We start from the raw sequence: 20,039 nt of genomic DNA, 5'->3' as shown, positions 1-20,039 counted from the left end.
GGGCGGCTCGGTGGTTTGTCGCCGGGGAGGATGGCGGAAAAGGGGCTTAACGTCGCGCGGGGCCGATCCGTCGAGTTTGGCTGCGGCCGAAGCGAGCGCTGTCTTACGCTCGGCTGGCTTGCCTGCCGTGGGCAGGCGTGCAAGCGGAGAGGGCCTCTGCTGTGACGATCAATCTGGCGGCTGCTGTGGTGGCGGGAGTGACGTCGATCGTGGTGACGCTGCTGGTGGAGTACGCGGCGAAGCCTCGCTTGGAAGCGCGTAAGGAGCGCATCCTCGATGCTGTTCGAGCGCGCAGGAAGCTGACCGCAACGCTGCTGGACATCGGTCTCGCGGCGGCGGTGCTACGGGAAGACTTACCGGCGATCGCTGATCCCGTAGTCCAGCAGAAGGTGCGGGCGGAGCGCGCCCGGCAGTACAAACGGCTGGAGGAGCTAGGGCAGGAGCTGGTCGACGGCTCCGGCCGCTACCTGGTGACGTTGCTCGGACTGCCCCGCCGGCTGACAGCCAATGCGGCGTTCGCGGTGCTGGGGGTGCTGATGTCGGCTCGAACGCGCCGTGATCAGGCGGAGGCCATCACGGGGTTGGTGACGCCTCTGGCCACAGTGCTTGAGACACCGCTCTGGCGACTGCTGAAGCGCGGGCGGGCGGCTCTTGAGCTGACGAGGCAGTTGGCGGCGATCCAGGAACCTTCCAGCGAGGAGCGCGCGGGGGGCGCCCAGAACGGTGTCGAGGCGCCCCCCACGAAGTTGAGTCAGTAGGGCCGGGCGAGGAGGTCGGCCTTGGAGGTGAGCCGGGCCCGTTCCGGCCGAACGAGTCCGGCTCGCGCTGCTTCGGCTTCCAGTTCCTCGAGGCCCCGGGCTGTGTAGACCGGTCCGAAGACCTCGGGGTCGCCGGTGGCCGGGTCGTAGGCGATGAGGACGTGCTTGCCCACAGGTCAGGCTCCGATCTTGACGTCGCCGATGCGGCGCTCGTTCAGGGGGAGGGTGCCCGCCCCTGCCCGGGGCGGGCCGGGGCGGGTCAGTTGTCGAGGTGGCTGTCGATGTCGGGCTCCCACGCCTCGGCGGCCGGTGCCTGGGCGGGGTCCCACGCGGGGACGGGCGCGATGTCGATCACGATCCCGCAGCCCAGGCACACGTAGATGCCGGTCTTCTCGGGGGTGATGTCGGCCTCCGGCGGAAGGACGACCGTGCCCATCTCGTTGGCGAAGTCGAAGCCGGAGCCGTGGATGTCGTTGTTGCAGGGTGCGGCGCACTTCAGCGCCTCCCACCGGTCGATGACGACGGTCGGGTAGTGCTGCCGTTCGTCAATCGCGTAGACGCGGGTGGGAACGACGATGGTCGTGGGCGCGGTGGTGGTCATGGTTGGCCTTCCTGGGGCTGTCGAGAGGGCGGAGCCGCTCCCCGGCTGTTTGGGCCGGGGAGCGGCCGGGCGGGGTTATTCGCCGGGGGTGTGGCTGGGGCAGTGGCCGACGTGGGTGCGCTCGGTGGGGCTGTGCTGGTAGCAGAGGCAGCCGCTCCGCTCGCGGGCCTCGGCGAGCGCTTCGGCGGCCGCGTCGACCTCGTAGGAGATGTCCGGGCAGACGTCGCCGCTGTGAACGGCGATGGCGAGGGACAGGGCGTTACGGGCGGTGATCTCGACCTCCTCGACGGTGGCGAAGTTGTCGGCGTCGCGGCGCTCAGCGGCCTCAAGCGCCTGCCGGGCGGGCAGGTAGAGCAGGACGAGCGCGGCCTCCACGTTGGGTCCGTGGTCGGCGGCGGTGCCGTTCGGGTCGATGCTCATGAGGTTTCCCCTTCCAGGGATGTTCGGAGACATAAGGGCTGGTGAGGGGGCCTGCGCTACCCACAGGGCAGCGCAGGCCCGAGGGGGTGTTACGCGGCGGAAGCGCCTGCCTCGATCGCGAGCCGGTTGTAGGCGTTCATCTCGACCATGTGGCGGGCGAGAGCCCGGATCGCGTCGGGGTCGAGGTTCAGCCACTCGGCGGGGGTGTTGGGGTCTTCCACGATCTCGGCGAGCGTCGGCACCTCGTCGTCCAGGGAGGCGTCCGCGAGGCAGATGACCGGGTTGCAGTCGCCGGGCTCGGCGCCGCAGTCCTCGCAGGGGCCCGCGAGGTCGGGGTACGCCTCGGCGTAGACCTCGCGGGCCTTGTCGAGGATGCGGCCGAGCTTGGGATCGTTGCCGCCGTAGGCGGGCAGGGTGAGCCAGGCGCGCAGAGAGGAGACCTTCACCATGGGGGTCAGGTGGGCGGGGAAGCCCGCGCTGATCGCGATGGAGACGATGTTGGTGTCGGCGATGCCGTCGAGCCATTCGCGCATGAGGCGGCCGAGGGTGGTGATCTCCGGCAGCTTTTCGGTGGGGAGCCCGGCGGCCTCGGCGCCGGTGAGGTAGCAGTCACGGGCGGCCGCGATGTGCTTGGCCAGCATCGGGTAGCGGGCGGCGACGGCCGGGACGACCTTGGCCTTGGCTTCGGCCTCGCGGCCGTAGGCGACGGCGTTCGCGATGGTGGCGAGGGTGGTGTTCACGGGAGCCTCCTGGGGCCGTAGGAACCGGGTGGAGCGGGGAACCGCATCCCTGCTCACACGTAGAACTGTACAGTAGATTTACTCACTGGGCAAGTGGGTGGGGCGGGAATCCGGGCGCCCGTCCCGGTGCAGGCCCGGCGGCCGGGGTGCCGGCGCCCCGGCATGCGCAAGCCCCCGCCAGCGAAAGGCCGGCGGGGGCCGCGGCCGCCCCGTGTGTTCGGGTAACCAGCCCGATGGGTGGCGGCCTGTCCCGGTCAGGAAAGGAACGGGAACGCTTGGAGCTTACGCCGTGGCGTCCACAGCGGCGCCAGAGGTGAGCTTGGAAATGGTCTGGTGGGACAGGCCCATGGCGCTGCCCGCGTCGCGGGTGGTCCACCCCTGGCCAATGAGTGTGCGGGCGGCGGCCCGGGTCGCGTCCCGCTCGGCCTGCTCGGCGAGGACGCGGGCGTATCGGGCCCGCTTGACGGCCGCCAGGGCGTCCGCGGCCGCCGAGTCAGCGGGGACGAGCTGGACGGCGACCGTGCCGGGGGCGGCCTGGAGCAGGTCGACGATGCAGAGGGTCACGTTCTGTCCGACCTCGCTCCAGGTTGAGCCCTGGGCCTGGACGGCGTGGCCCTCGGGGAGGTCTCGGACGGTGGCGGTCCACTGCTTGCCGGTGCGGGTGACGGTGGCGCGGTAGTCGGTCGCGACGACGTCGTCGGCGTCGAATTCGGTCGTGATGTCGGGCTGGCTGAGGATCTCTTCGGGGAGCGTCATGGTCATCACGGTAGGGCCTCCGACAACTCTTGTCTAGTCCGTCTTCCAGATTTTGGCGCTTGAGATTTACAAAATCCGGCCCTCTTGAGAGCCGAGCGCTTCCGGGTCCGGAAGCGGCCGTGCCCCCGCCTGGCGGGCGGAGGCACGGCCGCTCACATCACCCCGCCATCCCGGTCCGGAACGAGTTCCCCTTGGCGGGGCACGGGTTGCCGAAGTCGTCGCGGTGCGCCGGGGTCGGCGAGCCCGGCGGGACGTCCAGCCGCTTGCAGCAGAGGATGCACTGGCTCACCTTGTACTTGTTGTTCGGCATCTCGGATCCTTTCCTGACCTGCCCCGGGTGGTTAGGCCGGGGGCGAGGGGAACGACTCCCTCTCACACCTCAAACTGTACAGCATCCTTACTTAATGAGCAATAGGGTGTGCCGGAGGAATTCGTTGCTCGGCCAGGTGCGCCCGCCGCTTCCCGTCGTTCTGGACGACGGCCACGGGGGCGGTGCGGGCGAGGGGGCCGCCTCGGTCAGTCCTGCACGTCCAGGGCGATCCCGCGCGCGGGCACGCCGTGGTGCCGGGCCAGCAGCCGCGCCCCGGTCCGGTAGGTGCTCGCGGTGCCGACCGGCTCGGGCCGGAAGTCGGCGCGCACGAGGATGCCGCCTTTGCCGCGGGTGAGGGTGCCGCCCCACGCCGGGCCGATCACGCGCCGCCCGCCGATGCCGCCCCACGTCACGGTGACGTGCGTAAGCGGCTTGCCCTCCTTGGCCGGGGCGGAGACGGTGCGGGCGAGGTTGTAGGCCGCGCGGTCGGCCTCCCCCTCGCTCGGCCAGCATGCGACGTCGGCCACCTGCCCGGTCTCGGCGTCCCACCGGAAGGAGAGGAACGCCGCATGGTGGATCGGGGCGGCGGCCACGTAGGCGGGCACGCCCCACAGACGCCGGTCGCGGGTGACGACGGCGTCCACGGGCGCGCGGTCCACCAGCTCGGCGGGCAGCGCCTCGGCGGGGATCGGCACGACCGCGCCGGGGGTGAAGTAGGCGCCGGCGCCGGGCGCGGGCAGGTAGGTGGGCATGGCGCGGACTCCGCCGGTGAAGTGGTTGACGAGCGGGGCGATGACGGGCACGGGGGCCTCCAAGGTCGTAGCGGGGTGGGAGAGGGGCGGCGCGGGCCGTGCGGTCGGCCCGCGCCGGGGAGGGGCTACCAGGTGGCCAGCGCGGGCCGCTGGCGCAGGTCGGCGATGACGCTGTAGGCGTCCACCGTCCCGAGCTCCAGCTCGGCGGCCAGCGCGTGGATGGCGTTCTCCACGCGGACGAGCAGCGCGAGGCGGGCGGACCGCATCGCCGCGCGCAGCTCGTCCAGGCCCGCGCCGAGAATGCCGCTGGCCGGGTCGGCCTCCTGGGCGGCGGCGAGCTGCCGGGCGGGCTTGGCGTACGCCTCCTCGACGGCGAGCAGGGCGCGGATCTGGGTGACGGCCGCGCCGGGCTCGGCGTCGGTGTCGAGGACGTGGCCGACGAGGACGGCCGCGCGGGTCCGGCGGGCGGTCATGCTCTCGCCGTCGAGTCCGGCCGGGATGTCGTAGTCGCGGGCGGCCTTGTGCAGGCACGGGTGCAAGACGACGCCGGGGAAGCGGTCGCTCAGCTCGCCGAGGTCGGCGACGTCGCCGGACCAGTCGCCGGGCTCGCCGGACCGGGCCGGGATGTAGAAGTCGCTGGCGGGGCACTCGATCGAGTGGGCGCTCGGCTGGTTGGTCGGGGCGAGGACGACGGTGATCAGGGCGCGGGTGGCGGTGGCGGTCACGTTGGGCCTTCCTGGGGCTGTGAGGGGCGGGGAGCGGGGCGCGGGGCGGGCCGTACCGGTCGGCCCGCCCCGGGCGGGTCAGGCGGGGAACGACGGCACGGGCACGGTGTCGGCCAGTGCGCGGAACTCCTCGGGCAGCCACCGCTCCTCCGGGGTGGTCGGGGTCTGGCACCGTTCACCGATGAGCGAGCTGACCGCGCCGTCCTTCTTGCGGAGCCGGGGGCCGCGCGCGGTGATGTAGCCCTGCCATCCGGCGATGCTGTGGCGTCGCCACTCGATGGTGAGCGTCTCGGCGAGGAACCGCCGGTTGGCGTAGTCGGTGATGACGGGCGCGTCGGTGAGGATGAGCGTGGTCGTGTAGGTCGTGTAGGCGGGCCTGCTGGCGAGCGGGGTCATGCGGGTTGTCTCCTGTTCGAGGGGGTGGCCCGCCCCGGGGCGGGCCGGGGACGGGTTACTTGGGGGCGTTGGCGTAGCCGAGGTTGACCAGGCCCTGGAGGATCACCCAGTCGCGGGGCATCTCCTCGTTGGCCCACATCTCTTTGAGCCAGTCGATCGCGCCGAGCCACCGGTCGGTGCGGCCCGCGCTCTCCAGCGCCACCAGCTCGGCGTAGGCGCGCGGCCAGTCCTTGTCGGTCACGGTGGGGCCGGTGCCGATCTCGCGGAGGCGGGCGCGGCGCTGGGTGGCGTTCATGCGGGGGGCGGGCGGGACGGCGGGGGTGGTCTTCTCGGACACGCTGAGGGCCTTTCTCGGGGCGGTGGGAGGGAGGTCGGGGAGCGGGGCCCGCCCCGCGCGGTGCGGGGCGGGCCGGGCGGCTACCGGGTGGGGGCGAACTCGGCGACCTTTGCGCCCCACTTCTCGACCAGGGCGGGCAGGGCGGGGACGCCCTGCTGGTCGCCCTTGGTGTAGTCCCAGATGACGCGCTTGGTTCCCCAGCGGGGGCGCAGGTCGCCGTTGGGGAGGATGTCCCAGCTACCGGCGTGCATGGCCGGGTCGGCGCTGCGGAGGACTCGCTCGGCGGCGTCGAAGCCGAGGCCCGGCCGCATGAGGGCGAGGAGGGTGATCGCGCGGTCGCGGGTGTACTCCTCGGTGGCGATGAGGATGTGCAGGTCCTCGGCGAGGTCGCGCAGGTCGGCCATGGTGAGCGCCTGGTCGGTGGTGGTGAACATTGGGGCCTCCTGGGGCTTTGGGGCGGGGACCGCTCCCCGCTCACATCTCAAAATGTACAGGAGGTTTACTCAATGGGCAAGTGGGTGGGACACCTTTTCGGGTGGGCGCTCACCGCGCCCCGCGCCTGGATCGGCCGGGGCGAATCGTCGGGACATGCCGGTCACCCGGGCGTCCCACCCGCTCGCCTGCTCAGATGAGCGTCGTCACGGTCGTGTGACAGCAGTCCGTGACGGTCTCCCCGCTGTCGCCCAGCGTGGTCACGGGCGGGTCATCACCGCCGCACGTCGGGCACTCGGCGAGGTAGCCGCGCCCCGGCTCGGCGTCGTCCTCGTCCGGCTCGGCGAGCGCCAGAAGCGCCGCGTCGGCCACCACGGTCACCCGCCACGCGTTGAACGGGCCGTGCTGGTCCTGGCGGACATGCCGATCGGCTGCGACGGTGGCAAACAGGCCAGCGTTCTCCAGCCGTGAGGCGACCATGCGGGCTTCGGCCTCGCGCCGGAAGCTGCCCGCCGGGAGGAGCTCGGCGTCCACCTTGCCCGTCTGCCAGCGGCCATAGATCACGTACGCCGGGCCGTAGTACGCGCCGACCCCGTCCGGCTTCCACGCGAGCTCACCCTCGGCGAGCTGGATGCCGTACAGGTGGGTAAGCGCCGGCGCTTCCGGCGGCGCGGCCGGGTGGGCGGCGAGTCGGGCGCGGATCTCGGTCTCGGGGAAGTCCATCAGGTGCCTTTCAGGCCTCGGGCGGGGCGGAGTCGGGCCTAGCGGCCTTGGCCGGGCACGGTCGCGGGGTGGGCGCGGCCGTGCCCGGCCAGGGGCGCTAGCGGCCGATCAGGGCGCGTACGGCGTCGGCCAGCTCGGTGGCGGCGTCGATCTCGGCGTCGCCGCTTTCGCCCTCAATCGCGGCGTCCCACGCGTCGAGGAGCTCGGCGAGTTCCTGGCGGGCGCTGGGGTCGAGGGTGATCGGCTCGGTGTGGCTGGTCATCTCGGTTCCTCCGGTGGGGCGTTCAGGGGAGGGAGGGGGCTCCCGGCGGGTGGCCGGGAGCCCCGAGGGGGTCAGTCCTTGGCGAGGGCGTCGGCGGCGTGGCGGCCCTTGCCGTTGCGCCGGGTCAGGAAGGTGAAGGCGAGGGCGAGGGCTCCGAGGGTCGGCAGGAGCACGTTGCCGATCGCGCCGAGGGCGGTGGCGAGGGTGCCGTCATTGGCGACGGTGTGCATGGCGACCGGGACGGCGGCCGTGGGGGTGGTGGACGTCGCCGGGGCGGCGGCGGCCGGGGTGGTGGTTCCGGCGGGGGCCGGGGCGGTCTCCTCCTCGGTGGGGGTGGTGGGCGTCGCCGGGGCGACGTAGACGGGGGCCGGGGTGTCGGCGGTGGCCGTCACGGTCGCGGTCGCGGCCGGGGTGGGGGTGGGGGTCGCCTTGGGGGTGCTGCCGGGCACGGTGCCGGGCTTGGCCGTGGTGGTGGCCTTGGGCTTCGGGGTGGCGGTGACGGTCACGGTGACCTTCGGCTTGGGCGTCTCGGCGGCCGTGCTGGTCTCGGCGGGCTTGGCCGTCTTGGTGGGCTCCGGGGCCGGGGCGGGCTTCTCCGGGGCGGGGGTCTTGGTGGGCTCCGGGGCCGGGGCGGCGGCGACGGTGATGGTCACCGTGTCCACGGTCGCGCCCTTCCCGGCGGCGAGGGTGAGGGTGTGCTCCCCGGCCTGGGCGGGGGTGTAGGTGCCGGTGAAGCTGGTCGGGGCGCACATCGGGTCGGCCGGGGCGGCGGCGACCAGGAGGGTCGAGCCGTTCGGCGCGGTCGCGGTGATCTTGGCGTCGCACACGTTGGCGACGTCGGCGCTCACGGTGAGCGCGGTGCCCTCCTTGCCGGTGGTGGGGGCGGTGAGGGTGCCGCCGTTGTCCGCGTGGGCGGTGGCGGGGGTGAGGAGGGTCGCGGCGGCGGCGAGACCGGCGAGCGCGAGGGTCTTGAGAGAGCCCATGGTGGGTCCTTCCTGGGTGGTGGGGGCGAACCGCATCGCCCCGTTCACATCTCAAACTGTACAGGTGATTTACTAACGACGCAAGACGATCCCCCCGTGTAGACGGATCAATAAATCTGATGTACAGTTTAAAGTGTGAGCGGGGATGCGGTTCCCCGCCCCACCGATCCAGGAGGTCACCATGCTCGCTCTCGCCCTCGCCCTGATCGCGGCCAGCATCGCGCAGGCCATCACCACCGGCCTCGCGGCCACCCGCCCCGCCCCGGTCACCATCTGCGGCGAGAACCTCGCGGTCGCCCTGGTCGCCACCAAGGGACCGAACGGGATGGAACCCACCCACTTCTGCGGCGAGTGCGGCCTGAACCTCTGGCTGGTCGAGGACGGCGCTTCGGTGTGGTGCCCGGACTGCACAGACGTCGAGGCGACGGAAGCCCGCTACCCCGCTTACATGTGACCCCGCCCGGGGGCGGGCGGAGCGGTCCGCCCGCCCCCGGCACCCCGCACAGCCCCAGGACCCCCGTACAGCCCCGAAAGGACACACCCCGTGTCGATCACCCTGCCCGCCGCCCTCGCGCCCACTCCGGCCCCGTACAGGCTCCACCTGGACGTCGCGTGCCCCGAGTGCGAGAGCACCGACCCGAGCACCTACGAGGCCGGGCTCGACGGCGACCAGATCGTCACCGGCTGCTGCGGCGCGGACCCCGTCGCCTGGACCTGCCGCACCTACCACGTGTTCGTCTACCTCTCCCCGGAGGGCGAGGAGCCGGAGGAGTGCCCGCACTGCGGCACCTGCCGGTAGCCCGCCCGGGGCGGCGCGCACCGCGCCGCCCCTCCTTCCCCCATGACTCGCTCGCCCTCGGAGGCAATCCCGTGATCTCCCCCACCATCACCGACCTTGGCCCGGTCTGGGTCGTCCCCTCCTACGTCGCCCACAACGCGGGCACGTTCGACGTCACCGTCGAGATCACCCGCGCCGTCTGGGACGGCCTGGTCCAGAACCCCGACCTCCTCGACGGCGACGACTTTCAGGACCGGCTCAACCTGCTGCTGCGAGACGCGTACGAGGTCGCGAACACGACCGACGACGAGCGCGCCCCGCTGAGCGTGGCCCGCAACCGCACCAACGGCGAACGGTTCGTGACCGAGCTGACGATCCAGCTCAACGACGCCGACGACCCGGGCAGCCGGATCGTGCTCGCGCTCGCCTCGCAGCTGCCCGTGGACGCTCCGAGCCGCGCTGACCGCCTCGCCTCCGGCGACCTGGTCGAGGTCCCCGCCGACCTGGCCCGGGAGGCGGGCCTGCGGTTCCCGGTCGCGCTCACCCGGGCGGCGTGGGAGGACTGCGTGGCCTGGAGCGACGCCGACAACCGGCGTAAGGGCACCGTGCAGGACGAGACCGGCCGCCTGTGGGATGTGCTCTGCGCGGCCCGTGGCGCGCTCGTGGGGATGCCGCGCGCCCACCGCCGCGCCGCCGTCTCCCTGGTGCGGACCCCCCGTGAGCGCCGCATCCGCAAGGCGCACCCGGCCACGCTGCACGTCTCCGTGATCCGCGAGAACGGCCAGCAGGTCATCACCATCTCGCACCCCAGCGAAGCCTGATCCCCCGCGGGGCGGGCCGACCGCACGGCCCGCCCCGCCCTTCCCCCTGTCTCGACTCTCTGAACGGAGCACCACCATGACCGAGGTCCCCACGATCGAGGAGATCCGCATCGCCCTCCTGCAGCAGGACCGGGCCGCCCGGCTCGGCTGGACCGCCGCGCACGCCGACGCCGTCGCCGCGGCGGCCGCCGGCGACTTGCACGCCGACGCGCGCGGCTTCTACCGCACCGGCCGCCACGGTGGCCGAGGCCGCGCCGTCGCTCGCGCCCGCATCCGCGCCCTGGCCGCCGCCGGGTTCCTCACCATCGACGGCCCGACCGTGACCCCCACCGACGACGGCCGCGATGCGCTCGCCGCGTGGACCGCCTACCCGCCCGCCCCGGCCGACGTCGAGGCCGACGAGCTCACGCCGCTGTACCGGGGTCGGGAGGCGACCCGCCGCGCCCGGGAGTGGCACGACAGCATGGCGCAGCGCGAGGCCGAGATTCAGGCCCGGTTCGCCGAGACGGTCGCGCGGGCCGAGGCCAACGCGGCGGCCGAGGCCGAACGGCGCGCGGCACGCGACGAGACCGGGCACCGGTACGCGACGGTGTGGGACGCGATCCACGCCGACCGGTCGGAGGACTTCCCCGGCGACGACGGCACGGTGACGACGTACGTCGGGGTCGCTCCCGGATTCGACGTCGAGGAGACCGGCCCGGCCGTCTCGGTGCCGACCGCCCGGCCGCACGCCGTACCGGCCCGCCGTACGGCTCGGCGCGCGCTCCCCCGAAAGCACGTCGCCCGGCGTCGCCCGCGCGCCGCCGTACCGGCCCACCGCCCCGCCGTACGGCCGCACGCCGTACGACGCGGCCGCCCGCCCCGCTCGGCCTCCACCCGCTGACCGCCCGGGTGCGGGCCGACCGCACGGCCCGCACCCCGCCCGTCCGCTCTCGACTCGATTGGAACCCCGCCCATGCAGCGCACCGACATCGCCCGTGCCCTCCTGGCCGCCGCCCGCACCGCGGCCCTGCCCGAGGAGCTTGTCCGCCCGCCCGTGCCCGTCCGGCCCGCTCGACTCCCGAACCCGAACGGGTGCCGATGGTGCGGCCTCGACGCCTACGGCCACATGACCGAGTGGAAACCGCCGATCGGCTGGCACCGGTGGGAACCGCCGACCTCCGCCCAGCGGAAGGCGCGCATGCTCGCCCGCCGCGCCCGCCGTACCGCCTACTGACAGCAGAGGGCCCGGACCCCCTCGCCGGGTCCGGGCCCTCTGCTCCTGCCGGTCAGCCGCGGACGGCCGCCAGGAGCGCCGACGCCAGGCACAGCACCGACAACCCGAGCAGCATCCCGACGCACGCCAGCGTCATCGGCAGGTTCCCCCGCGTCGCCGCCTCCAGCGCGCCCGCGCCGAACACGCCGACCCCGGTCGCGAGACCGCCCCGGTACGCCCGCCCCGCCGGCTCCCGCCACCCAGGAGCCGCCCGCCCCGCCGCGTGCCTCACCGCTCCCCCGCGATCGTCCGTGTCTGGCCGTCGAACGTCGTGACCTCGATGCCGTGAGAGCCTGCGGTCTCGAGCTGGCGGAGCCTGCGTTCAAGTCGCTCGACCCGCTCGCGCAGCTCGACCAGCTCGCCCCGGCCCGCCTCGCTCGTTCCGGTCAGCCACGGATGCGACTGGGTGAACCGGCCCGCCAGCGCCCGCCCGGCCGGGTGCCGCGCCATCGCCTCCGCCCGCGCTGCCTCCCGGGCCTCCCGCGCCCGAGGGGAGACGAACGCCGCCACCGGGACCGGCACCGGCTCGGCACGCAACCGCTCGGCCGTCTCCTTCCCCAGCCCGGCGTCCCGGGCCCGCTCGGCGTCCCGTCGCGCCGCCCGCTCCACGAACTGGCCCCGATCCACCCACGTGTCACTGTCCGTACTCGATTCCGCCGGAAGGTCTGCCGCCTCCCGGGTCTCATGACTACCGTCCGTCATTCCTCTCCGTCCCCCGCGCGAGCCGCCGCCTCGGCGGCCCGCCGCTCCTTCGCCTTGCGCACCCGCGCGAGAATCCCCTCGACCACCTCGGCCTGATGCGACACCTCCACTGGTCCCGAGTTCGGCCCCGACAGCTCCAGCGCCTTCCGCGGGAGCCACTCCTCCGGATCCAGCAACGCCATCAGCTGCATTGCGACCTTGCCGTTCGGCGGAGTCACCTGGACCTCCTCCGACCCGTCCGGCCGGACCGTCCGCTTGATCTCCACCCCACCGATCGCATCCTGATAGGCCGCGTTGAACAGGTCCCCGATCGCCTTCGTGCGCGCGCGCGTGACCCTGTCACAAAAGTCACGTAACTCCGGTGAGGCGTCGTCTTCCTCCCCTTGGGCTATCCACGCGTGTGCGGTCTTGCGGGTGATGCCGCAGAGGGCTGCTGCCCTCCGGATGGAGTTGCCTTTCTCCAGTGCTTCGATGAAGTGGTCGGCCAGTTCGGGGGTGAGCTTGGTCGGGCGTCCCATGCGGGTGTCTCTCCCCTCTGTGTGCGGGTGTGTCTGGTGCTCTGTGTGGCCCTGTGGGGCTGCGTATGGGTCAGGCGGTGGTCTCGACGGTGGGGGCGGCGCCGATGCGCTGGATGTACTCCAGGAGCGCCTTGCGGTGGACGATGATGGCGCGGCCGACGCGACGCCCGCCGAGAGCTCCGGTGTTGACCAGTTCGCGGACGCGGGTCTCGGAGACCTTCAGCACGGTCGCGGTCTCGGGGACGGTGAGGTCGTGGTTGGGGAGGCGGCGTCGCATGGCGTTGATGACGGCGGTGCGGTTGCGGTCGGTGTGCCAGTGCAGGAGGCCGTGGCCGACGCGGAAGACGCGGCCGGAGGCTTCGAGGGTGCGCAGGGCGCCCTGCACCCGGTTGAGGGTGTCGTTGCCGGTGACGAGGTCGGCGGCGGTGGCTCCCTCGGCGCCGGTGGCGTTGATGCGGGCGTAGAGCTGTTCCCGGTAGGCGGCGTGGTCGGCGGGGGTCGGGCGGGCCGGCTGTTCCTGGGCGGGCTTGCCGGTGTCGAGGCCGGGGAGGGTGTCGGCGACGGGGAGGTCGTCGGCGAGCTCGATGATGGTGCGCAGGGCGGGCGCGGTGTCGGTGACGGTGCCGGCGAGGGTTCGGGTGGCTTCGCCGAGCTGCTGGACGAGGTTGGTGAAGCGGGTGAAGTCCGCGGCGGGGACGGTGACGACGGCGGCGGTGTCGGGGCTCATGGGGTTCTCCGTTTCCGGTTCGGGGGGTTACTGGTTGCGGGTGGCGTTGGTGAGGATGTCGGCGAGTTCGGCCTCAAGGAGAGCGCGGTGGTCGCTGTGCTCGTCCAGGAGGCGGCGGAGCACGCTGGCGGCGGCGCGGGCTGCCTGGCGGGCCGGGACGGGGTCGGGGTTGTGCCAGGTGGCGGAGTTGTTGTCGGTCTCGCGGACGGTCACCTGCGAGACGTAGACGTCGCCGCGGTCGGTCGACTCGGTCAGCCAGGTGTGGGCGTGGTGGGCGAGCAGCTGCGCGACGCCCTCGACGGAGGGCCATGCGGCGTCGGGGAAGTCACGGCCGAAGATGAACAGCCGCTGCCCGCGCTCGGCGAACGCGGTCGCGAGCGGGGACGGGGTGCCGTCCGGGCTGGGTTCCAGGAGCGGGACGAGGTTGTCGGCGTTGCCGAGCATGAGGGCGTGGTCGAGGTGGGTGTCGATCCAGGCGTTCATGCGGGCCTTGAGCGGCCCGAAGTCCACCAGGAGACCGTCCGCGCCGAGGCTGGGCCCGGCGATGGTGAGGGCGGCCCGCCAGGTGTGGCCGTGGAGGCTGGAGCAGCGGCCCGGGATGTGCGGCAGGGAGTGGCCGGCGTGCCAGGTGGTTTCGACGGTCTCGGTGAACACGGGTTCGGGGTCCTTGTCGGTGGGTGGGTGTCGAGCGCGGTGGAGTGTGACAGATTCCGGCGTTAACGTCCTGCCGGAGCGGATCAGGGCGTTGAACTGGGGGTTTAGTCGGCTGCTTCGATGAGGAAGCCGAGGACGGCGGAGCCTGCCAGGGCCCAGCAGAGCACCGCGAGCGGGGTGCTTTCGGTGGTGGTGGCCGACCAGACCAGGGCGACCAGGTACGCGAACTTCATGAGCCGGAGGAGGCATCCGTCTTCGCCGCGGCCGCTCATCAGGCGATTCCGGCGATGACGACGGCTGAGGCCGGGTTCAGGCAGTGCAGGCCGGCGAGGTAGTAGGGGGAGCCGCCGAAGCGGACGATCTGGAGGAGGGCGTCGGGCTCGACGGGCTCGGCGTCGGAGGCCTGGGCGGTCACTCGTTCGCTCCGGCCGCCGTGGTGGCGTGGGAGTCGCTGAGGTCAGCTGCGGGTGTCGTGTCCGGGGCGGGCCGGTACAGGATGCGGGCGAGGCCTTGGAGTCCGGGCGGCGCCGGGGGTTCCGGGCGGGCCGGGGTCGCGGGTGCGAACCAGTCCCCCGCCGGGCCCGGGGCGGGGGCGGCGGCGACGAGCAGGTCCGGCCGGGCGGGGCGGCGGGGGAAAGGCTGGGTGTCGGCGCGCTGCTCGGCGAGGTCGGCCACCAGGCCGTCATAGATCGGCGTGTCTGTCACGCCGGGAAGGGGTAGCAGGTTCTTTCGTTAACGTCGCGTCGCCCTGATCAGCAGGGCGACGCGGGTTACTCCGCGGTCTTGCGGGGGCGGCCGGCCTTCTTGGCCTGGTGGGTGCAGACGCCGCACTCGCACAGGAGGGTGATCTCTTCGGCGGGGCAGTCCGGGTCCGGGTTGGTTCGCGTGCCCTTGCACTCGTCGTGGTGGCCGGCGGCGCACGCGAAGGACCACGTGTCGAGGTCGGTCATGGTGTAGCCGGGCGGCGGGACCAGGGGGGAGTTCGGCGACAGCATGCTTTCAGGATCGCATGCTGTGACCGGCGCGTTGCCATGCGCACAAGTGTTCGAGTGTATGAGAAGAGGCGGCCGTTATGTGATGCGGTCGCCTTTACAACGTCCATCTATTCTGTTGTCCTTTGTCCTGGTAATGATCCGTCTGCCCGGAGACTCGAGCACCGTCGCCACCCACGCTCGGGTCGACGGACGGCACGCAGACGGGCACGCCCGGCTGAACGGCGATGCAGAGCAGTGATGTCGATTCCGGGTTTCAAACTGGGGTTGAGTCTGATGCCCTTACATGCCTTACGGTTCCCCTCGCGCATGTCCAGGGCCAGGCGGTCACGTTGGGGCCGCCGAACGGCGGGGATGGACGCGGCTGCAAGATCCACGGCGCTTATGGCGCTGCGGAGACACGGCGGCGGACCTGCGGGGACGGTCATCCGGACAGAGAAAAGCACCGTTGCCAGAGGCTCTCTGGGAGGGGTTGAATCACTGTGATTCAAACGGAACATGCCGACGCTAACCGGATGGAGTTTCCGCCAGTTTCCTAAACGTTTCTCCTGAGAAAGGAACTGGGAAATTAGACAAACACAGCGCTTATTGCGGACCCATGCTAGGGGTTTCCGCTGGTGAGAGTCTTTACAGTCGCTCGGCGGCGCACCCCGATGCGGAGTCCTGCGGAGTCCTGCGGAGGCTCGCGGAGGCGTCCCCGAGGGCTGTGCCAAGATATGCCAAGAATGCCGGGGCGATCGCCACACGGGACGCCGGGGAAACCGCTAATATCGTCCCCGTACATGCGGGAGCCCGGTCTACCTCTTGCCGGAGGTGGACCGGGCTTTGCGGTACGCAGCCGGACCTGTAGACGGTCCTGATGCTGCTACACACGCGGTTCGCGCCCTCAGTGTAGCGCGTCAAGGGTTCACGTTTCCGCAGGTCCGGCAACCCACCTCAACAGAGGCAGGTTCGCCCTGCAGAAAGGAGCTCATCGTGGAGTTCCGTTTCAGTCTCAGCTCCCTGGACCGCGCGCAGCGCTGGCTCGTCGTCGTCGTGGTCATCCTGGTCGTGCTCGTGCACCAGGGCGGGATCTTCAGCTTCTCGATCGGGAACTAGCGCCCGCCGGCGGGCAGAACGAACCGGGGCGGCCACCATGTCGGTAGCCGCCCCGACTCATGTTCCGGACCCCTGGGCGGGCGGCCGGGGTGGTCACAGGCTGGTCTGGCCTTCGTGGACGGGGGCGGGCCTCCGGCGACGCGGCCGGGGTCGCTTCCGGGGCGCGGGGGCGGCCTTCGGCGTCGGGGCGGATGGTGGGGCGGGGGTGCGAGGACGGCCGGGAATGTACGGGCTGTAGCGCTTACCGTCCTGCCAGCAGCCGCACGGGCATTCCCAGCGGCAGATGCGATCCGCGTGGTCGAGCTCGGCGAGCGGGTAGCCGTGGCGGGTGGTGAACGATCCGGCGCCACCGGACGAGCGGACCGGACGGCCTTCCTGCCGATCGCGGCGGGTAAGGCACGCGTGATGCCTCGCCTCTCCCTTCTCGGGGTGGCAGGCGCCGCACGGGCCCCACTGGCAGGGGCACAGGTGCCGGGTGATCAGGGACGCGACGCCGCGCGGGAGCACCTGCTCGGCGATCGCCGCGGCGACGTCGAGCGGCATCAGGTACCTGCCGCCGGGCAGCGCGGCCGCGGGCAGGCGGGTGGCGGGTTCGAGCCGCTCGGCGTTGGTCCTCACCGCTGGTCCTCGGCAGCGCGGTTGATGAACCGGGCCAACTCCAGGGCCATCCTCAGGTCCGGGTAGGTGGTGCCGCGTGCGTCCTTGACCAGGCTGCGGCGCTTCTCGCCCTCGCCGAAGTGGGCTTCCTCCACCTGGCAGACCAGCATGCGGCCGGCGAAGTAGTCGAGCAGGTCGGCGAACGGCTCGGCGAGGGCCGGGGAGGTGAGGACGATCCACTCGGCGACCCGGGCGTCCATCATCCCGCCGATGAACTCGCTCTCGTACCAGGCTTCTCCGTGGTCGTGGGCGAACCGGTGGTGCGCGGGAGCGGCCTGCCCGGTGCGGGTGAGGGCGGGGCCGGTCATCGGTCCCCACGGGCTGGGCGTGGTCACGAGCGGCTGGGCCGGGTCGGGCTGGGTCTCCTGCACGACGTACCAGGGCCGCCAGTCGTCGCCGGGGCCGGGCGTGGTGGCCTCCCGGGCGGCGGCGGCCATCTCGCGCAGCGTGGTGGCGGCGGTGCGGACTTCCTTGGCGAGAGCCTCGTACACGGGGATTCCTTTCGGGAAGGGGCGGGTCAGAAGAGGTGGATCTGGCCGACCGGCTCGGCGTGGCGGGCGCGGGCGCCGCCCCGCCGCAGTGCCGCCGTACGGCGGGCAGGCCGAGGGGTGAGCAGGCGTCGGCCGGTCGGCGCGACGGGGTCCGCGGGCACGGTGGTCTCCACCCGGGCCGTCTCCAGCAGGCGGGCGGTCTCCTCGGCGTCGGCCTTGCTGGTGATGTCGAACCAGCCGTACTCGGCGTACTGGGTGGCGACAGCGTCGGCCTGCTCCCACAGCGGCGCGTCCTCGCGGATCTGCGGGGCGGACTCCAGGTCCGGGCGGAGCAGGGTGTCCACGATGACGTCGAACGCGCGGGCCCGGAACGCGCGGAGATGGGCGCGGCGCTCGGTCTCGCTCACCCCGGCCAGGTGATGCTGGGTGGTGGAGTGCTTCTCCCAGCGGCCGTAGTGACGGACCACGAGTGAGGTGTAGTTCTCGACCTGCTCGACCAGGCGCGGCAACGCGCTCACGAAGCGGGCCACCCGCTCCGGGCTGCCGTGCGCCTGGAGGGTGACCGCGTCGAGCTGGGCGGCGGTCACGCCGTTGGCGGCGGCGAACCGGCGGGCCGCGCGGATGCGGGCGGCGACCTTCGCCATGCCGGAGCCGGTGGGGAAGGTGAACCGCACCGACGCACGGTCGCCGACGATGCGCAACGCGTCGGCGGTGACGTAGGCGGCGCGGCGGCGGGCCTCCTTGGTAAGCCTTTCGGCGCGGCGGGCCTCGGCGTGCTGGCGGGCAGCCTCCCACAGGGCGTTGACGTCGACCGGGGCGGCGGGGGCCTGCGGGGCGGGCTTGTAGATGGCGGCGAGCCGCGCCATCTGCTCGCCGATGCCGCGCGTCCCCTGCAGCGGCGAGTCCAGGGTCGGCCACACCTCGCGGGCCAGGGCGACGTAGGCGCGGCCGCCGAGGACGACCGCGTGCGCGTCGGCGATGCCGAGAGCCGCGGCCTGGGCGCGCAGCGTCTCGCCGGTCACGGTGCCCGCCTGCCCGGCGCGCAGTTCGTACGGCGCGACGAGCTGGTCCAGCTCGACCAGGCCGTGCAGCGCGGACAGGATCAGCACGCGGCCGCCGCCGGAGGTGAGGGCGTCGGCGGCGCGGCGTGCGGCCCGGTGGTAGGAGCCGGTGTAGAGCTCGCCGGCGGGCACGGGGGCGTCGGTGTCGGCCTTCTTGCCTCCGCACGGCACGATCACGACCAGGTCGCTTCGTGTGGGGGCGGTGCTGTCGAGGGTGGCGGGGGCGAGCATCGGGGCCTCCTGGGGCTTCGGAGCGGGGAACCGCTCCCCCGCTCACACCTCAAAATGTACAGTAGATTTACTGCATGGGCAAGTGGGTGGAGTCCGTGGATGTCGCGGCGGCCGCCAGGTCGATCGCGCGGCGAGCGGAGGTCACGAGCTGGTCGACGCGGGCACGGGTCCGCTCCTCCACCTGCTCGTCGCTCCATCGCTTCGGCAGGCCGGTGCGGGCGTACGTTCCGGTCCGCAGGTCGTTCTGTTCGGCCACGATCTCCCGGGTGATCCGGTGCAGGAACGCGACCTCCTCCGCGGTGTCCTCCCCGTCCAGCTCCATGCGGGCGACGTCCAGGGCGGCGCGGATCTGCGCGATCGACAGAGTGAAAGTGAACCGGTGGCCGAGCTTGTACTCGGCGCGCAGGTAGTCGTCCAGCAGGCGCGGGCGCAGCGCGCCGGCGAGCATCAGGTCATCGACCGACGCCAGGATGCACAGCGAGCACGACAGGCGGCCCATCCCCCACGAGTAGGCGGCATGCGGGCGCAGGCCCGCGGTCTTGATCTGGTCCCACACCTGCTTGATCGTCCACCCGTGGATCGGCAGCCACCGGGTGATGGTGCGGACTCGGCTGGAGCGCGCGGTGTCCTCGGCGAGGACCGGCTGCTTGCTGCGGCCGGTGGACTCCTCGGCGCGCAGGCCGAGGCAGTACAGCACGCGCACGGGCCGGTCCGCGATGCCCTGGTGGGCGCGGATCTCGTTGACGATCCGGGTGACGTGTTTCATGCCGACCCCCGTCTTCTGGTCGGCAGTGCACCAGCGCGTGCGTTCCCCCATGAAGCGGAGCCGCTCGCCGAGGAGCTGCCGCCACAGGCCGCCCTTGGCGCGGCGCAGGATCTCGATGCGGAAGCCGTACCGCTGCGCGTGCTCGCGGGCCAGGGCCTCCACGCCGGGCCACTCGATCGGCTCGCCGGAGTCGGTGACGCCGAGGTCGTTGTGGAAGACGACGACCTGCCCGGTGTAGCCGTGGGTGGTGATCTGGTCGGCGACGTAGGCGAGCATCGCCATGGAGTCCTTTCCCGCGCTGGAGTTGATGACGATCAGGTCGTAGGTGCGCAGGTCGGGCGCCGCGGGCGCGTCAGTGGGGGCCGGCGGGGTGGGCTGCTGGAGTTCGGGGGCATCCAGGAGGAGCTGCACGGTGAAGCCTTTCGAGGGGCCGGGGCGGCGCGGAGTGGGCGCCGCCCCGGCGGGCGGGGAGCTACGGGTTAGGCGGGCTGGGGGAGACGGCGGACGTTGCGGCCGATGTAGAGCGCGGCGCGGTGGGCGAGGGCCTGCACGAGCGGGGTCTGCGCGAGCCAGGCGAGCGGGTCGGCGAGGATCGCGGCGGCCTCGGCGTCGGCCGAAACGCTCACCTCGTCGTATGCGTGGGTGTGGAACGGCGGGAGCGGGACGTCGCGCAGGGCTGCGGTGGCGGCCCGTGCGATGCCCTCGTGCTGGCGCTCTATCCAGGCGAGGACGTTGCGGGCGTGGCGGGGGTCCATCTCGGCGACCGGGGTCGTGGTGCCGTCGCCATCGGTCCAGGTCTCTTCCTGGAGGCGCTCGTACCAGTTCAGATACATGGGCGGGGCTGTCCTTCTAGGAGGCTTGGCGGATGAGGGCCTGGGCGAGCGGGGTGGCGGTGACCCAGGCGATCGGGTCGGCGATGGGGGTGATCCGCGCGGCGTTGACCTCCAGCCACGCAAGCGCCATGTACGTCTCGTACGGGGTCATGTGGGTGACGGGCTTCTGGTCGCCGTAGGGGTCGGTCCAGTAGCCGGTCTGCTGCAGGCGGGTCCGCCAGATGGTGGGCTGGATCGGCGCGAGGGGGCGGGCGGCGCGG

General features: G+C 72.5%; 36 protein-coding genes. 7 read left to right on the top strand and 29 right to left on the bottom strand.

What is annotated here, in order from left to right:
• Positions 1–161: 161 nt before the first annotated feature.
• Complete coding sequence (locus HS045_RS32805; RefSeq protein WP_196455519.1) at positions 162–758, top strand: hypothetical protein; 597 nt, start codon at positions 162–164, stop codon at positions 756–758.
• Here HS045_RS32805 and HS045_RS32800 read toward each other — a convergent pair.
• The 14 genes from HS045_RS32800 to HS045_RS32735 form a co-directional block, all read right to left on the bottom strand.
• Positions 752–931 (bottom strand): hypothetical protein, encoded by a 180-nt coding sequence (locus HS045_RS32800; RefSeq protein WP_196455518.1) that lies wholly within the window; start codon positions 929–931, stop codon positions 752–754. The genes HS045_RS32805 and HS045_RS32800 overlap by 7 nt on opposite strands.
• An 86-nt stretch (positions 932–1,017) precedes the next feature.
• On the bottom strand, positions 1,018–1,359 hold the full coding sequence (locus tag HS045_RS32795) for a hypothetical protein (protein WP_196455517.1): 342 nt from the start codon (positions 1,357–1,359) through the stop codon (positions 1,018–1,020).
• A 75-nt stretch (positions 1,360–1,434) separates the two neighbouring features.
• Positions 1,435–1,779 carry a hypothetical protein gene (locus tag HS045_RS32790; protein WP_196455516.1) on the bottom strand — a complete coding sequence of 115 codons (345 nt, stop codon included), beginning with the start codon at positions 1,777–1,779 and terminating at the stop codon, positions 1,435–1,437.
• A gap of 89 nt (positions 1,780–1,868) precedes the next feature.
• On the bottom strand, positions 1,869–2,519 hold the full coding sequence (locus tag HS045_RS32785) for a hypothetical protein (RefSeq protein WP_196455515.1): 651 nt from the start codon (positions 2,517–2,519) through the stop codon (positions 1,869–1,871).
• A 282-nt stretch (positions 2,520–2,801) separates the two neighbouring features.
• Complete coding sequence (locus HS045_RS32780; protein ID WP_196455514.1) at positions 2,802–3,275, bottom strand: hypothetical protein; 474 nt, start codon at positions 3,273–3,275, stop codon at positions 2,802–2,804.
• Between the two features lie 157 nt (positions 3,276–3,432).
• Positions 3,433–3,585 (bottom strand): hypothetical protein, encoded by a 153-nt coding sequence (locus HS045_RS32775; RefSeq protein ID WP_196455513.1) that lies wholly within the window; start codon positions 3,583–3,585, stop codon positions 3,433–3,435.
• Between the two features lie 206 nt (positions 3,586–3,791).
• Positions 3,792–4,388 (bottom strand): hypothetical protein, encoded by a 597-nt coding sequence (locus tag HS045_RS32770; RefSeq protein ID WP_196455512.1) that lies wholly within the window; start codon positions 4,386–4,388, stop codon positions 3,792–3,794.
• A 74-nt stretch (positions 4,389–4,462) separates the two neighbouring features.
• Positions 4,463–5,062, bottom strand: a complete 600-nt coding sequence (locus HS045_RS32765) for a hypothetical protein (RefSeq protein ID WP_196455511.1) — start codon at positions 5,060–5,062, stop codon at positions 4,463–4,465.
• Positions 5,063–5,140: 78 nt separating this feature from the next.
• Positions 5,141–5,458 (bottom strand): hypothetical protein, encoded by a 318-nt coding sequence (locus HS045_RS32760; protein ID WP_196455510.1) that lies wholly within the window; start codon positions 5,456–5,458, stop codon positions 5,141–5,143.
• Between the two features lie 55 nt (positions 5,459–5,513).
• Entirely contained in the window at positions 5,514–5,795 is a 282-nt protein-coding gene (locus tag HS045_RS32755; RefSeq protein WP_196455509.1) for a hypothetical protein, read from the bottom strand.
• Positions 5,796–5,875: 80 nt separating this feature from the next.
• Positions 5,876–6,229 carry a hypothetical protein gene (locus tag HS045_RS32750; RefSeq protein WP_196455508.1) on the bottom strand — a complete coding sequence of 118 codons (354 nt, stop codon included), beginning with the start codon at positions 6,227–6,229 and terminating at the stop codon, positions 5,876–5,878.
• 190 nt (positions 6,230–6,419) lie between these two features.
• Entirely contained in the window at positions 6,420–6,950 is a 531-nt protein-coding gene (locus HS045_RS32745) for a hypothetical protein (RefSeq protein ID WP_196455507.1), read from the bottom strand.
• Between the two features lie 97 nt (positions 6,951–7,047).
• A complete protein-coding gene (locus HS045_RS32740; RefSeq protein WP_196455506.1) occupies positions 7,048–7,212 on the bottom strand; it encodes a hypothetical protein in 165 nt (54 codons plus the stop codon).
• A gap of 71 nt (positions 7,213–7,283) precedes the next feature.
• Positions 7,284–8,243, bottom strand: a complete 960-nt coding sequence (locus HS045_RS32735; protein ID WP_196455505.1) for a hypothetical protein — start codon at positions 8,241–8,243, stop codon at positions 7,284–7,286.
• Positions 8,244–8,376: 133 nt separating this feature from the next.
• On the opposite strand from HS045_RS32735, the gene HS045_RS32730 reads away from it, so the two are divergent.
• From HS045_RS32730 to HS045_RS32710, 5 genes are all read left to right on the top strand, one after another.
• Positions 8,377–8,649: a hypothetical protein gene (locus HS045_RS32730; protein WP_196455504.1), complete on the top strand. Its 273-nt coding sequence runs from the start codon at positions 8,377–8,379 to the stop codon at positions 8,647–8,649.
• A 90-nt stretch (positions 8,650–8,739) separates the two neighbouring features.
• On the top strand, positions 8,740–8,994 hold the full coding sequence (locus tag HS045_RS32725) for a hypothetical protein (protein ID WP_196455503.1): 255 nt from the start codon (positions 8,740–8,742) through the stop codon (positions 8,992–8,994).
• Positions 8,995–9,065: 71 nt separating this feature from the next.
• A complete protein-coding gene (locus tag HS045_RS32720) occupies positions 9,066–9,794 on the top strand; it encodes a DUF6573 family protein (protein WP_196455502.1) in 729 nt (242 codons plus the stop codon).
• A 76-nt stretch (positions 9,795–9,870) separates the two neighbouring features.
• Positions 9,871–10,677, top strand: a complete 807-nt coding sequence (locus tag HS045_RS32715; RefSeq protein ID WP_196455501.1) for a hypothetical protein — start codon at positions 9,871–9,873, stop codon at positions 10,675–10,677.
• 72 nt (positions 10,678–10,749) lie between these two features.
• Positions 10,750–11,010 carry a hypothetical protein gene (locus tag HS045_RS32710; RefSeq protein ID WP_196455500.1) on the top strand — a complete coding sequence of 87 codons (261 nt, stop codon included), beginning with the start codon at positions 10,750–10,752 and terminating at the stop codon, positions 11,008–11,010.
• 52 nt (positions 11,011–11,062) lie between these two features.
• Here HS045_RS32710 and HS045_RS32705 read toward each other — a convergent pair whose 3' ends face one another.
• The 9 genes from HS045_RS32705 to HS045_RS32670 all read right to left on the bottom strand — a co-directional run bounded on the left by HS045_RS32705 (position 11,063) and on the right by HS045_RS32670 (position 14,645).
• Positions 11,063–11,281: a hypothetical protein gene (locus tag HS045_RS32705; RefSeq protein WP_196455499.1), complete on the bottom strand. Its 219-nt coding sequence runs from the start codon at positions 11,279–11,281 to the stop codon at positions 11,063–11,065.
• Positions 11,278–11,676: a hypothetical protein gene (locus HS045_RS32700; protein ID WP_196455498.1), complete on the bottom strand. Its 399-nt coding sequence runs from the start codon at positions 11,674–11,676 to the stop codon at positions 11,278–11,280. Before HS045_RS32700 ends, HS045_RS32705 begins: the two co-directional genes overlap by 4 nt.
• A 71-nt stretch (positions 11,677–11,747) precedes the next feature.
• Positions 11,748–12,269, bottom strand: a complete 522-nt coding sequence (locus tag HS045_RS32695) for a hypothetical protein (RefSeq protein WP_196455497.1) — start codon at positions 12,267–12,269, stop codon at positions 11,748–11,750.
• A gap of 70 nt (positions 12,270–12,339) precedes the next feature.
• Positions 12,340–12,996, bottom strand: a complete 657-nt coding sequence (locus HS045_RS32690) for a helix-turn-helix domain-containing protein (protein ID WP_196455496.1) — start codon at positions 12,994–12,996, stop codon at positions 12,340–12,342.
• Positions 12,997–13,023: 27 nt separating this feature from the next.
• The gene (locus HS045_RS32685; RefSeq protein ID WP_196455495.1) at positions 13,024–13,650 is read right to left on the bottom strand and encodes a 6-carboxytetrahydropterin synthase; all 627 of its coding nucleotides are present in this window, start codon (positions 13,648–13,650) and stop codon (positions 13,024–13,026) included.
• Positions 13,651–13,754: 104 nt separating this feature from the next.
• Entirely contained in the window at positions 13,755–13,883 is a 129-nt protein-coding gene (locus HS045_RS35695; RefSeq protein WP_255532007.1) for a hypothetical protein, read from the bottom strand.
• Between the two features lie 38 nt (positions 13,884–13,921).
• A complete protein-coding gene (locus HS045_RS32680; RefSeq protein ID WP_196455494.1) occupies positions 13,922–14,065 on the bottom strand; it encodes a hypothetical protein in 144 nt (47 codons plus the stop codon).
• Positions 14,062–14,355, bottom strand: coding sequence for a hypothetical protein (locus HS045_RS32675; RefSeq protein ID WP_196455493.1), 294 nt, complete (start codon positions 14,353–14,355; stop codon positions 14,062–14,064). Before HS045_RS32675 ends, HS045_RS32680 begins: the two co-directional genes overlap by 4 nt.
• Positions 14,356–14,420: 65 nt before the next feature.
• The gene (locus tag HS045_RS32670) at positions 14,421–14,645 is read right to left on the bottom strand and encodes a hypothetical protein (RefSeq protein ID WP_196455492.1); all 225 of its coding nucleotides are present in this window, start codon (positions 14,643–14,645) and stop codon (positions 14,421–14,423) included.
• A 972-nt stretch (positions 14,646–15,617) separates the two neighbouring features.
• Here HS045_RS32670 and HS045_RS35690 point away from each other — a divergent pair.
• The gene (locus HS045_RS35690; RefSeq protein WP_255532002.1) at positions 15,618–15,740 is read left to right on the top strand and encodes a hypothetical protein; all 123 of its coding nucleotides are present in this window, start codon (positions 15,618–15,620) and stop codon (positions 15,738–15,740) included.
• 93 nt (positions 15,741–15,833) lie between these two features.
• Here HS045_RS35690 and HS045_RS32665 read toward each other — a convergent pair whose 3' ends face one another.
• From HS045_RS32665 to HS045_RS32640, 6 genes are all read right to left on the bottom strand, one after another.
• Positions 15,834–16,358 (bottom strand): DUF6248 family natural product biosynthesis protein, encoded by a 525-nt coding sequence (locus HS045_RS32665; protein WP_196455491.1) that lies wholly within the window; start codon positions 16,356–16,358, stop codon positions 15,834–15,836.
• A complete protein-coding gene (locus HS045_RS32660) occupies positions 16,355–16,888 on the bottom strand; it encodes a hypothetical protein (RefSeq protein ID WP_196455490.1) in 534 nt (177 codons plus the stop codon). Before HS045_RS32660 ends, HS045_RS32665 begins: the two co-directional genes overlap by 4 nt.
• A 26-nt stretch (positions 16,889–16,914) precedes the next feature.
• The gene (locus HS045_RS32655) at positions 16,915–18,180 is read right to left on the bottom strand and encodes a DUF6884 domain-containing protein (RefSeq protein WP_196455489.1); all 1,266 of its coding nucleotides are present in this window, start codon (positions 18,178–18,180) and stop codon (positions 16,915–16,917) included.
• Between the two features lie 67 nt (positions 18,181–18,247).
• A complete protein-coding gene (locus HS045_RS32650; RefSeq protein ID WP_196455488.1) occupies positions 18,248–19,357 on the bottom strand; it encodes a phosphoadenosine phosphosulfate reductase family protein in 1,110 nt (369 codons plus the stop codon).
• A gap of 68 nt (positions 19,358–19,425) precedes the next feature.
• A complete protein-coding gene (locus tag HS045_RS32645; RefSeq protein WP_196455487.1) occupies positions 19,426–19,779 on the bottom strand; it encodes a hypothetical protein in 354 nt (117 codons plus the stop codon).
• Between the two features lie 16 nt (positions 19,780–19,795).
• The coding region (locus HS045_RS32640; RefSeq protein WP_196455486.1) for a hypothetical protein at positions 19,796–20,039 on the bottom strand (244 nt) is incomplete at its 5' end.

The organism is Planomonospora sp. ID82291, assembly GCF_015711645.1.
GTDB lineage: Bacteria > Actinomycetota > Actinomycetes > Streptosporangiales > Streptosporangiaceae > Planomonospora.
Note: the sequence above shows the minus strand (reverse complement) of the source record. Positions and strands in the feature narration are given on the sequence as shown.

Coding starts and splice junctions, on each gene's coding strand:
- HS045_RS32760 (WP_196455510.1), bottom strand. CDS start 5,458: ATGACCCCGCTCGCCAGCAGGCCCGCCTACACGACCTACACGACCACG.
- HS045_RS32790 (WP_196455516.1), bottom strand. CDS start 1,779: ATGAGCATCGACCCGAACGGCACCGCCGCCGACCACGGACCCAACGTG.
- HS045_RS32740 (WP_196455506.1), bottom strand. CDS start 7,212: ATGACCAGCCACACCGAGCCGATCACCCTCGACCCCAGCGCCCGCCAG.
- HS045_RS32690 (WP_196455496.1), bottom strand. CDS start 12,996: ATGAGCCCCGACACCGCCGCCGTCGTCACCGTCCCCGCCGCGGACTTC.
- HS045_RS32795 (WP_196455517.1), bottom strand. CDS start 1,359: ATGACCACCACCGCGCCCACGACCATCGTCGTTCCCACCCGCGTCTAC.
- HS045_RS32645 (WP_196455487.1), bottom strand. CDS start 19,779: ATGTATCTGAACTGGTACGAGCGCCTCCAGGAAGAGACCTGGACCGAT.
- HS045_RS32715 (WP_196455501.1), top strand. CDS start 9,871: ATGACCGAGGTCCCCACGATCGAGGAGATCCGCATCGCCCTCCTGCAG.
- HS045_RS32730 (WP_196455504.1), top strand. CDS start 8,377: ATGCTCGCTCTCGCCCTCGCCCTGATCGCGGCCAGCATCGCGCAGGCC.
- HS045_RS32695 (WP_196455497.1), bottom strand. CDS start 12,269: ATGGGACGCCCGACCAAGCTCACCCCCGAACTGGCCGACCACTTCATC.
- HS045_RS32750 (WP_196455508.1), bottom strand. CDS start 6,229: ATGTTCACCACCACCGACCAGGCGCTCACCATGGCCGACCTGCGCGAC.
- HS045_RS32775 (WP_196455513.1), bottom strand. CDS start 3,585: ATGCCGAACAACAAGTACAAGGTGAGCCAGTGCATCCTCTGCTGCAAG.
- HS045_RS32710 (WP_196455500.1), top strand. CDS start 10,750: ATGCAGCGCACCGACATCGCCCGTGCCCTCCTGGCCGCCGCCCGCACC.
- HS045_RS32780 (WP_196455514.1), bottom strand. CDS start 3,275: ATGACGCTCCCCGAAGAGATCCTCAGCCAGCCCGACATCACGACCGAA.
- HS045_RS32655 (WP_196455489.1), bottom strand. CDS start 18,180: ATGCTCGCCCCCGCCACCCTCGACAGCACCGCCCCCACACGAAGCGAC.
- HS045_RS32745 (WP_196455507.1), bottom strand. CDS start 6,950: ATGGACTTCCCCGAGACCGAGATCCGCGCCCGACTCGCCGCCCACCCG.
- HS045_RS32670 (WP_196455492.1), bottom strand. CDS start 14,645: ATGCTGTCGCCGAACTCCCCCCTGGTCCCGCCGCCCGGCTACACCATG.
- HS045_RS35695 (WP_255532007.1), bottom strand. CDS start 13,883: ATGAAGTTCGCGTACCTGGTCGCCCTGGTCTGGTCGGCCACCACCACC.